A 10,630-nucleotide genomic window follows, 5' to 3' on the forward strand; every position below is an offset into this window, starting at 1 on the left:
ATCAAGACTGTGAACAAGTACCGCGTGCTCGCTTGACTGCCGGTGTAACCGGTGTCTAGGGTGCGCGCCTTCGAGTCAACTCCGTTGTGGAGTTGGCTCGCGGGTCACTCGTAGCTCCCCGCGAGTGACTGCCGTCAACCACCGGGGGCAGCTGTACCAGTTTCGAAGGACTCCCAATCTCATGCAGCAGAATGTGAACCAGCAGATCGGAGATGTCGGCGACGAGGATTTTGCCGCGATGTTCGAGGCCTCGCTCAAGGAGCGTGGCGGCGAGGGCATCCTCAAGGAGGGCGAGATCGTCAAGGGCACCGTGGTGCAGGTGACCAAGGACTACGCCATCGTCGACATCGGCTACAAGTCCGAGGGCCAGGTTCCGATCTCCGAGTTCACCAGCCCTCGCGGCGAGGTCTCCGTCAAGGCGGGCGACCCTGTCGAGGTCCTCCTGGAGAGCCGCGAGAACGATACCGGCATGGTCGTCCTCTCCAAGGAGAAGGCCGACAAGATGCGCATCTGGGACGAGATCAGCGCCGCCTGCGAGCGCGATGAGATCGTCAAGGGCACCATCGTGGGCCGTGTGAAGGGTGGCCTCTCCGTCGACATCGGCGTGAAGGCGTTCCTCCCCGGCAGCCAGGTGGATATCCGCCCGGTGCGCAACCTCGACCAGTACATCTCGAAGGAATTCGAGTTCAAGGTCATCAAGTTCAACAAGAAGCGCGGCAACATCGTGCTCTCCCGCCGCGTGCTGCTCGAGAAGCAGCGCGAGGAGATGAAGAAGGAGACCCTCAAGAACCTCAAGGAGGGTGCGGTCCTCAAGGGCGTGGTCAAGAACCTCACCGACTACGGCGCCTTCATCGACCTCGGCGGCATCGACGGCCTCCTCCACATCACCGACATGTCCTGGGGCCGCATCGGTCACCCCAGCGAGATGTTCAACGTGGGTGACGAGGTCCGCGTCGTCGTCCTCAAGTTCGACCCGACGCAGGAGCGCGTCAGCCTGGGCCTCAAGCAGATCCAGGAGGATCCGTGGCACCGCGCCGACGAGAAGTACCCGGTCGGCACCCGCGTGCGCGGCAAGACGGTCTCCATCACCGACTACGGCGCGTTCATCGAGATCGAGCAGGGCGTCGAGGGTCTGGTGCACGTGTCCGAGATGTCCTGGACCAAGCGCCTCAAGCACCCCAGCAAGATGCTGGAGGTCGGCCAGGAGGTCGAGGCCGTCGTTCTGGACATCGATCCGAAGGCCAAGCGGATTGCCCTGGGCATGAAGCAGATCGAGCAGAACCCCTGGACGCTGCTCGAGGACAAGTACCCGATCGGCTCCGTCATCAAGGGTCAGATCCGCAACGTCACCGACTTCGGCGTGTTCGTCGGCGTCGAGGAGGGCGTGGACGGCCTGGTGCACGTGTCCGATATCTCCTGGACCCAGCGCATCAAGCACCCGGGCGAGATGTTCAAGAAGGGCGACGAGGTCGAGGCGGTGGTGCTCAACATCGACGTCGAGAACGAGCGCTTCAGCCTGGGCATCAAGCAGCTCCAGCCGGATCCCTGGGACACGCTGTCCGAGCGGACCCCGGTGGGCAGCCGCGTGAAGGGCAAGGTCACCAAGGTGACGGACTTCGGCGCCTTCGTGGAGATCGAGCCCGGCATCGAGGGCCTCGTGCACGTCTCCGAGCTGAAGGAGGAGCGCGTCGAGAACCCGCGTGACGTGGTGCAGGAGGGCCAGGAGGTCGAGGTCAAGATCATCGACATCAACACCCAGGACCGGAAGGTCGCTCTGTCGATGAAGGCCCTGATCGGCGAGGGCGAGGACTACCGCGAGTACCTCCGCCGCCAGGCCGAGGGCTCCAAGGCCCGCCTCGGCGACGTGATGGCGAGCAAGCTGAAGAAGTAGTCAGCTCGCCCCTCACGCGAGGGACACCACGGCGGCCGGGTACTCGAAAGGGTGCCCGGCCGTTCGTTTTGTCGCACTCCCTCTCCCCCCGGGAGAGGGCGGGGGTGAGGGTGCCAAGACCCCGGGTTCCCCACCGTGTCCGACGCACCGTGTCACCGCCTGATTCCGAGGAGTCCTCGGAGCCAGAAGCCCATCTCTCGGGACAGTGGACGCTCTGGCCTTCGGGCAGGCAAGGAGGCTTGACCCTCCTACAAGCGGCAGTGATAAGGGCCCTCCCGAGCGTTATTCGAAGTCATCTCCAGCATCCCAAGGAGGCAGTTCATGGCTCGTGAAGTGGTCATCGTCGGCGCGGCGCGTACCCCCATCGGGGCCTTCCAGGGCGCCCTGTCCAAGCTGACGGCGCCGCAACTCGGCGCGGTTGCCATCAAGGCGGCGCTGGAGCGCTCGGGTGTCTCCCCGGAGCAGGTCAACGAGACCATCATGGGCTGCGTGCTGCAGGCGGGCGTGGGCCAGGCTCCGGCGCGTCAGGCGGCCATCTACGCCGGCATCCCCGAGAGCGTTCCCGCCGTCACCATCAACAAGGTGTGCGGCTCGGGCCTCAAGGCGGTCATCGCCGGCGCCCAGGCGATCGCGCTGGGTGACGCCGAGGTGGTGGTGGTCGGCGGCATGGAGTCCATGAGCAACGCGCCCTACGTGAGCCACGCCATGCGTGGCGGCGCCCGCATGGGCAACGTGGAGTTCAAGGACGCGATGATCCTCGACGGCCTGTGGGATCCCTACGGCAACGTCCACATGGGCAGCTGCGCCGAGGAGTGCTCCACCAGCCAGGGCATCAGCCGCGCCAACCAGGACGAGTACGCGCTCGAGTCCACGAAGCGCGCCATCGAGGCCCAGAAGGCCGGCCTGTTCACCCGGGAGATCGTCCCGGTCACCGTGCCCGGCGGCAAGGGCGGTGACGTGGTGGTGAGCGAGGACGAGGGTCCCAAGAACGCGAAGCCGGACAAGATTCCGACGCTCAAGCCCGTCTTCAAGAAGGACGGCACGGTGACGGCGGCCAACGCGTCCTCCATCAACGACGGCGCCGCGGCGCTGGTGCTGATGAGCGCCGAGCGCGCCAAGGCCGAGGGCCGTACCGTGCTGGGCCGGATCACCGGCTACGCCGGGGCCGCCCGCAAGCCGGTGGAGTTCACCATCGCTCCGGCGGACTCCATCAACAACCTGCTGAAGAAGACCGGCCACAAGACCACCGACGTGGACCTGTGGGAGATCAACGAGGCCTTCGCGGTGGTGGCCCTGGCCAACAACAAGCTGCTCGGCCTGGATGCCTCGAAGGTGAACGTGCGTGGCGGCGCGGTGGTGCTCGGCCACCCGATCGGCGCTTCCGGCGCGCGCCTGCTGGTGACGCTGGTGCACACGCTGCAGGACACGAACAAGAAGCGGGGCGTGGCGTCGCTGTGCATCGGCGGCGGCGAGGGCATCGCGCTCATGGTGGAGCGCTAGTCCAACGCGGGACGAAACTCCCTCTCCCCCTGGGAGAGGGGCGGGGTGAGGGTCTACCGGCCCTCGCCCCGTTCTCGTAGGAGGGGTTCATGAACAAGATCATCGCGAGCGCGGACGAGGCCGTCCGCGACATCCCGGAGGGCGCCACGCTGATGAGCGGCGGCTTCGGGCTGTGCGGCAATCCCGAGAACCTCATCGCGGCATTGCACCGCAAGGGGACCAAGGGACTCACCATCATCTCCAACAACTGCGGCACCACCGAGCTGGGCCTGGGGATTCTCCTCAAGGCCAACCAGGTGAAGAAGATCGTCGCCAGCTACGTGGGCGAGAACAAGGTCTTCGAGCAGCAGATGCTCTCCGGGACGCTCGAGGTGGAGCTCAACCCGCAGGGCACGCTGGCCGAGCGCATCCGCGCCGGTGGCTGCGGCATCGGCGGCTTCTTCACGCCCTCGGGCGCGGGCACCGAGCTCGCCAAGGGCAAGGAGACGCGGATGATCGACGGGCGCCTGCACGTGCTGGAGACGCCGCTGAAGGCGGACTTCACCATCGTGCGCGCCTGGAAGGCGGACACCTGGGGCAACCTGGTGTTCCGCAAGACGGCCCGCAACTTCTCGCCGATGATGTGCATGGCGGGAAAGGTCACCATCGTCGAGGCCGAGCACATCGTGGCCGCCGGTGAGATCGATCCGGATCAGGTGCACCTGCCCGGCATCTTCGTGCACCGGATCATCCAGTCCAAGAATCTCGAGAAGTGGATCGAGCGCCGCACCGTTCAGAAGAAGGCCTGAGAGGACGCCATGCCCCTGACCCGTGAGCAGATTGCCCAGCGCATCGCCCAGGAGCTGCGCGACGGCTATTACGTGAACCTCGGAATCGGCATCCCCACGCTGGTTGCCAACTACATTCCGAAGGGCATCGACATCATGTTCCAGTCCGAGAACGGCATTCTCGGCATGGGAGCCTGGCCCGTGGAGGGCGAGGAGGATCCGGATCTCATCAACGCCGGCAAGGAGACGGTGACGGTGGTGAAGGGCGCCGCCTTCTTCGACTCGGCGCTGTCCTTCGGGATGATCCGCGGCGGCCATGTGGACCTGGCCGTGCTCGGCGCCATGGAGGTGAGTGAGGAGGGGGATCTCGCCAACTGGATGATCCCCGGCAAGATGGTGAAGGGCCCCGGTGGCGCCATGGATCTCGCGGTGGGCGCCAAGCGCGTCTTCGTGACCATGGAGCACGTCAACAAGGAGGGGAAGCCGAAGATCCTCAAGAAGTGCTCCCTGCCCATCACCGGCCTCAAGTGCATCAACCACATCGTCACCGAGTACGCCCTCATCGACGTGACGCCCCAGGGCCTCGTGCTGCGCGAGTTGGCCCCCGGCGTGACGGTGGAGCAGGTCCAGGCCATCACCGAGCCCAAGCTCAAGATCGCCCCGGACGTGCGTGAGATGAAGATCTGAGGCCCTCGGGTCTCGCGCCGTTCCCGCCGCGGTCCTCGAGCACGGGGCCGCGGCGGAATACCCCGGCCGCCGTGGAGGTCGAATAGGGATCCATGTTGCCGGACACCCCCGTTGAATTGACGATCGATCGGCTCGGGCAACTCGGAGAGGGAGTGGGCTCGTACGAGGGCCGCACCGTCTTCGTGCCCGGCACCTTCCCCGGCGAGCGCGTACGCGTGCGTCTGGAGCAGGAAGGCAAGGTGGTGCGCGGCCACCTGCTCGGCGACGTGCTGGCCCCCAGTCCGGACCGGCGGCGTTCGCCCTGTGGCCTGAGCGCGCGGTGTGGCGGGTGCGACTGGCTGGAGTTGTCCGAGTCGGCCCAGCGTGCCGCGAAGCAGGAGATCGTCCTCTCCGCCCTGGAGCACCTGGGCCGGCTGAAGCGGGACGGCTTCTCGGTGCGGCCCCTGTTGATCGCGCCCACGGAGTTCGGCTACCGGCGGCGGGCGGTGCTGCACTTCCTCAAGGACGAACTGGCCTACTTCGGACGGCGGAGCCATGACCGGGTGCCGGTGGACGAGTGCGGTGCGCTGGTGCCGGTGCTCGCCGGGCTGCCGGGGAAGCTGGGGCCGCTGCTCAAGCCGGTGTCCCGGGACGCGGAGGAGGTGCACCTGCTGGCCGAGGGTGGCAAGGCGGCCTTCGCGGTGATGTTGAAGGGGCAGGCGACGCCCCGGCATGTGGAGGCGTGCGACAAGGCGGTGCGCGCGCTGCGGCTGGAGGGGGCGGTGCTGGTGCCGAAGGAGGGCTCGCCGCGCATCATCGGCAAGCCGGTGCTGCGCTCGCTGTCGCCGCTGCGGCCCGAGGTGCCGCTGTACCTGCGCCCGGACGCCTTCTCCCAGGCGCATGCGGAGGCCAACGTGGGCCTGGTGACCTCGGCGGTGTACGAGCTGGCCCCGCGCGAGTCGGATGCGGTATTGGAGTTGTACTCGGGCAACGGCAACTTCACGTTCCCGTTGGCGGCGAGCGCGGCATCGGTGTTGGGGGTGGAGTCCTCTCCGGCCTCGGTGGAGTTGGCGCAGCGGAGCGCGCGGGAGGGTGGGGTGGCCAATGTGCGGTTCCACCAGGGCGATGCCCGGAAGGTGTGCGAGGGCCTCATCCGCGAGGGGAAGCGGTTCGACCTCGCGCTGGCGGATCCTCCACGGACGGGGGCGCCAGGGCTCGCCCGGTGGCTCAAGGCCCTGGGGGTGAGGCGGGTGGTGTACGTGGCGTGTGATCCGGGCTCCCTGGCCCGGGACGCGGCGGGATTGGTCGAGGCGGGTTACAAGCCGCTGGCGCTCCAGGTGGTGGACATGTTCCCCCAGACGCACCACGTGGAGTCCGTGATGTCTTTCGAGCTGCCCGCCTAGGTGCCGGCGGCTCTCAGGAGTTTGTTTTGGAGATCTTCAAGGAGTTCACCTTCGAGGCGGCCCATCGCCTCCCCAATGTGCCCCCGGGACACAAGTGCGCCCGGCTGCATGGCCACTCCTACCGCGTGACCCTGCATGTACAGGGCCCGGTGGGCGCGGACTCGGGTTGGGTGATGGACTTCGCCGACCTCACCGAGGCCTTCAAGCCGCTGCACGCCCAGCTCGATCACTACTACCTCAATGAGATCGAGGGGCTCTCCAACCCCACCAGCGAGAATCTGGCGCGGTGGATCTGGCAGCGCATGCGGCCCCTGCTCCCGCAGCTCTCGCAGGTGATGGTGCGTGAGACCTGCACCTCGGGCTGCATCTACCGCGGCGAAGCCGACTGAGGGTCATCCCCTCTCCCTCTGGGAGAGGGTCAGGGTGAGGGTGTTTCCTCCGCAACCCGAGTTCACTCTCGCAGCAGGATCCCTCCGTCGATCACCAGCTCGCTGCCCGTCGTCCACGGTGCCGCGAGCAGGTGCACCACCGCATCGGCCACCTCCTCGGGTTTCCCGAGCCGTCCCAGCGGATGCAACGCCCCCAGCGTGGACAACTGAGCTGCGATTCTTCGCTCGAGCTCCTCGCCCTGGGGAGGCGGCTCACCAGGAGCCAGGCGCGGGGCCCGAACCATCTCCGTGTCCACCACCCCCGGGCAGACGGCGTTGGCTCGGATTCTCCGTGCGGCGCCCGCGAGGGCCAGTGAGCGCATCGCCGCCAACAATCCGGCCTTGGCCGCGCTGTAGACGGCGCTGGTGGGCAGCGGCCGCAGGGCGAGCGTCGAGGCGATGAACACCATGCCGCCTCCATCCTCCAGGATCGACAGCGCCTCCTCGCCCAGGCGCAGCGGGGCCACCAGGTTGATCTCCAGTTGGGCCCGCAGGGCCTCCTCGGAGATGTGACCGGGAAGCTGGTGTTCCACCACTCCCGCCGAGTGCACCAGCCCATCCAGCCCGCCCAACGCGTCACGGGCCCTCGCCAACAGGCCCTCGCGCTCGGAAGGGGAGGTGAGGTCGCAAGGCAGGGCCACCGCCTGACCCGGCCACGCGCGGACCACCGCCTCCAGTCGCTCCACCCGGCGCCCCGTCACCGCCACCCGGCCTCCGGCCCGCAACAGCGCCTCGGCCACCGCGAGGCCCATGCCGCTGCCTCCACCCGTCACCAGCACCTTCCGGGTTCCCACGGGCCGGGTGCTCATCACCGCTCGACCTCCGCTTCCAGGGTGCTCGCCGCCGCCGGGTAGTACGCCCGGCCCTCCACGGGCATCAATCCACCCGAGGGCTCCGGCACCTCCACCTCGTCATCCGGAATGAAGGCCGGACGGTCCACGCACAGCACCGTCTGCTCGATCGCCTTCGGATTGTCGTAGCGGTGCGGAAGGTGCTTCGGCCACCGGAAGCCCGTGCCCGCCTGCACCGGCCGGCCCTGGAGCAGCAGCCCGTGGCCCAGTACCAGCTCGGACTCGTTCATCACCCGGTGCTCGTGGGTGGGGATGGTCTGGCCCGGCGCGATGCGCAGCCGGTAGATGCCCACGTGCTCGTCCTGGAAGAGGATGTCCACCCGCCCGAAGGGCTTGTCCTCCTGCTCGTACTGGTACTCGTCCGCGGTGCGATGCACCTGCAGCGAGGCGAGGCCCGCCCGGCCCAGGGCCTCGGGTTTGGACAGCCGCAGGGTGACGGCCCGCACCGGTGCGCGCGCCGAGTCCTCCGTCGGCGGGGCGAGGATGTAGCGGCAGAGGGCCTCGGCGGCCGTCTCCAGCATGCGGAAGTCGGCCGACTCCAGGAGGAAGCGCAGCTCGCCGGACAGGCGCGCGTAGTCCACCGTGTCGCGGAGGCTCCCCTCGGCGGCGGCCTTCCGGGTGTCCAGATAGAGCGCCACGTCGAGCTCCAGCGGCTGAGGCGTGCCTCGCTCGGCCGGGTACACCCCGACGATGCAATTCACCGGGAGCTGGCGCAGCTCGATGACATCCAGCGGGCGTCCCTGCGCGTCGCGGGGGGCGGATGCGAAGGCATCGGAGGAAAGACGGTTCATAGCTGGGCGCTCCGGGCTCCATCCACGGCGATCACCTGTCCGGAGATATAAGGGGCCTCGCGAGCCAGGAAGACCACGGCCCGGGCCACGTCCTCGGCGGTGCCCACCCGCCCGAGGGGGATGCGGGCGAGGATGGCCTTCTGGGTGGCCTCGTCGAAGTTCTCCGGGAACACGACGGTGCCCGGGGAGATGGCGTTCACCCGCACCTTGGGCGCGAGCTCCACCGCCAGGGCCCGGGTGAGCGTGATGAGCCCGGCCTTGCTGGCGGAGTAGTGGGCGTAGTGGCTCTCCACCCGCTCCGCGCCGATGTCGGTGAGGTTCACCACGAGGGGCTGGGGCGCGGCTCGCAGGGCCGGGAGCAGGGCCTGGGTGAGGAAGAAGGGCGCCTCCAGGTTGATGCCCATCATCCGGTGGTAGTGCTCGCGGGTGATGTCCTCGAAGGCGAGCCGCTCGTAGATGCCCGCGTTGTTCACGAGGACGTCGACGGCCGGGTGGGCCTCGCGCACGGCGGCGGCCAGCGACTCCACCCCCTGGGGCGTCCCCAGATCGGCGCGGTGCAGCGTGACGGAGCGTCCCAGGGCACGGGCCCGGGTGGCGACCTCCTCGGCTCCCTCGGTCGAGCGGTGGACGTGCAGGGCCAGGTCGTAGCCCACCTGGGCTAGGGCCAGGGCGATGGCCTTGCCGATCCGGATGCCCGCTCCGGTGACGACGGCTGTTGGCATGAAGGTCTCCCTCGGGTTTTCTGCGCGCCCGGGTATACAGGAGCACAGGGCCGCCCGCTGGGAGAACGAGGGCTCGCCCCATGACCCCGGGCCGGGTAGGACAAGAGGATTGAGGGCCCCGTAACAGGTTGGGAGGATGGGGAATCGGGGTAGGGCGGAGGCTGGTAGAACGCTGGGTTGAGGGGTTTACGAGCACATGGACGCACGCATCGTCGAGTTCGCCAAGGTCCTCCGCCAGAACGGGGGGCGTGTGAGCACGTCCAAGGTCTCGGACGCCGCGCGCGCAGCAAGCGGGAGGAGTAGGGGCCTACGTGGGGTGCGATGCTGTTCTCTGGCGATGGATTCGACGGGGCTGAAGGACGCCGATCATAAACCACTGGCGGTTGAAGTGGCGAACGTGTTCCCACGGACGCACCAAGTGGTGGAATTCGTGATACTTTTCAAACGGAAGTGAAATGGTGCTTACAAAAGGGCAGTCTCCCGCAGAGCAATATCTTAGCGCCTATCTGACTCATGCAGAGGTGCGTGGGCGGCCATACTCCGCCCAGGCGCTGCGCGAGATGCTGGCAAGTTTTTCCTGGGAAAAGACATTTTTCCAATTGGCAGCCATTGCGGGATCTCTCGCAAACTTTCAGCTTGATCAGGGCTCCAGCCTAGTCAGGCTGACGCACGATTCACTAAGGCGGCTCAAGCTCCATCCCAATCAGCAAATGTGGAGCATCGGTGAATTTGTAGATAAAAATCCTGACCGGCCGCTGATACACGAGCAATGCATCTATTTCTTACAGGCCATGGCAATTCTTGAAGGACGTCCTGATGGACCCGCCCCATCGGACCTTCACATGGCATTCATGCTCTTGGCTGCCAACGACCACCTCTCGTTTTGGCGCGATGCGGACAAGCCTCCACTCCCCAATCTTGAGCTTGTCACGGCGGAATTGTGCCACGTAGCTCGATTCAACAGATACCCAGATCCATTACGGAGAATGGTTCGCACAGCCATGATCTTCGAGAGACAGCCGCCCCAGGGCTTGTTCGCTGACGCTAAGAACTGGGAAATGCTTCAGCAGCGTGCATTCGGCTGCTCGTTTACAGACTATTTCGACACCTTTGTGGTGCCACTTTTCATGGCATCACAGCAATGGGGGGCATCAACCAAATCGGGTGCTTACGAAGGTCCAATGCTGAATCCGGAACAGTGGCTTTCGAAAACAAATCTCCCGCATGATTGGGCGACAGGATTCCTGCAAGAACTCTCTATAACCCGAGAAGAGGCCCGTAAGCAATTGAAGGCATCTTTGCGAAACAACGGGCTTCCCCATGCTCCCGTTATTTTCATTCGCAAGCCATTCTTGAAAACCGACTCCGGCCATCTGATTGCAGCTTCTCCCTGGGCTGTTCAAGAACAACTTCGTGGTGGTCTTTGGATGCGCTTCATGCGCGCCAGTGAGAAGTTTTCCAAAAAACAAGAGACATGGACCAGTACCTTTGGGCATCTGTTTGAGATGGCTTGCAGAGAAGTCGCGCAGGAGGGTTCAAAAGAACACGGCTTTTCAGAGCAAGTCGAACTTTCAAAGGCGCCAGGCTCGGCGGACGAACTCGAAGATGTAA

Annotated in this window: 10 protein-coding genes; 7 read left to right on the top strand and 3 right to left on the bottom strand. The window is 66.2% G+C overall.

Annotation, left to right across the window (positions count from 1 at the left end; translation table 11 throughout):
* Positions 1-181 precede the first annotated feature (181 nt).
* The 6 genes from Q664_RS06340 (at position 182) to queD (ending at position 6,616) form a co-directional block, all read left to right on the top strand.
* Entirely contained in the window at positions 182-1,891 is a 1,710-nt protein-coding gene (locus Q664_RS06340; protein WP_043390918.1) for a 30S ribosomal protein S1, read from the top strand.
* Positions 1,892-2,212: 321 nt separating this feature from the next.
* Positions 2,213-3,391, top strand: coding sequence for a thiolase family protein (locus Q664_RS06345; RefSeq protein WP_043390920.1), 1,179 nt, complete (start codon positions 2,213-2,215; stop codon positions 3,389-3,391).
* Positions 3,392-3,480: 89 nt separating this feature from the next.
* Positions 3,481-4,179, top strand: coding sequence for a CoA transferase subunit A (locus Q664_RS06350; RefSeq protein WP_043390922.1), 699 nt, complete (start codon positions 3,481-3,483; stop codon positions 4,177-4,179).
* Positions 4,180-4,188: 9 nt separating this feature from the next.
* On the top strand, positions 4,189-4,845 hold the full coding sequence (locus Q664_RS06355; RefSeq protein WP_043390924.1) for a CoA transferase subunit B: 657 nt from the start codon (positions 4,189-4,191) through the stop codon (positions 4,843-4,845).
* 92 nt (positions 4,846-4,937) lie between these two features.
* Complete coding sequence (locus Q664_RS06360; RefSeq protein WP_043390926.1) at positions 4,938-6,227, top strand: class I SAM-dependent RNA methyltransferase; 1,290 nt, start codon at positions 4,938-4,940, stop codon at positions 6,225-6,227.
* Positions 6,228-6,253: 26 nt separating this feature from the next.
* The gene (gene queD / locus Q664_RS06365; RefSeq protein WP_043390928.1) at positions 6,254-6,616 is read left to right on the top strand and encodes a 6-carboxytetrahydropterin synthase QueD; all 363 of its coding nucleotides are present in this window, start codon (positions 6,254-6,256) and stop codon (positions 6,614-6,616) included.
* Between the two features lie 62 nt (positions 6,617-6,678).
* Here the strand turns inward: queD and Q664_RS06370 are convergent, their stop codons facing one another.
* Genes Q664_RS06370 through Q664_RS06380 form a run of 3 tightly spaced genes read right to left on the bottom strand, consistent with a single transcriptional unit; the run spans position 6,679 to position 9,019 of the window.
* Positions 6,679-7,464: an SDR family NAD(P)-dependent oxidoreductase gene (locus Q664_RS06370; protein WP_043390929.1), complete on the bottom strand. Its 786-nt coding sequence runs from the start codon at positions 7,462-7,464 to the stop codon at positions 6,679-6,681.
* Positions 7,464-8,297: a dihydroneopterin aldolase gene (locus Q664_RS06375; protein ID WP_043390932.1), complete on the bottom strand. Its 834-nt coding sequence runs from the start codon at positions 8,295-8,297 to the stop codon at positions 7,464-7,466. Before Q664_RS06375 ends, Q664_RS06370 begins: the two co-directional genes overlap by 1 nt.
* Positions 8,294-9,019 carry an SDR family NAD(P)-dependent oxidoreductase gene (locus tag Q664_RS06380; protein WP_043390934.1) on the bottom strand — a complete coding sequence of 242 codons (726 nt, stop codon included), beginning with the start codon at positions 9,017-9,019 and terminating at the stop codon, positions 8,294-8,296. The genes Q664_RS06375 and Q664_RS06380 overlap by 4 nt, the downstream gene beginning before the upstream one ends.
* 455 nt (positions 9,020-9,474) lie before the next feature.
* Here Q664_RS06380 and Q664_RS57385 point away from each other — a divergent pair.
* Positions 9,475-10,630: hypothetical protein (locus Q664_RS57385; RefSeq protein ID WP_152621943.1), on the top strand; the 1,156-nt coding region annotated here is incomplete at its 3' end.

The sequence above is a fragment of the Archangium violaceum Cb vi76 genome, from assembly GCF_000733295.1.
Classification (GTDB): Bacteria; Myxococcota; Myxococcia; order Myxococcales; family Myxococcaceae; genus Archangium; species Archangium violaceum.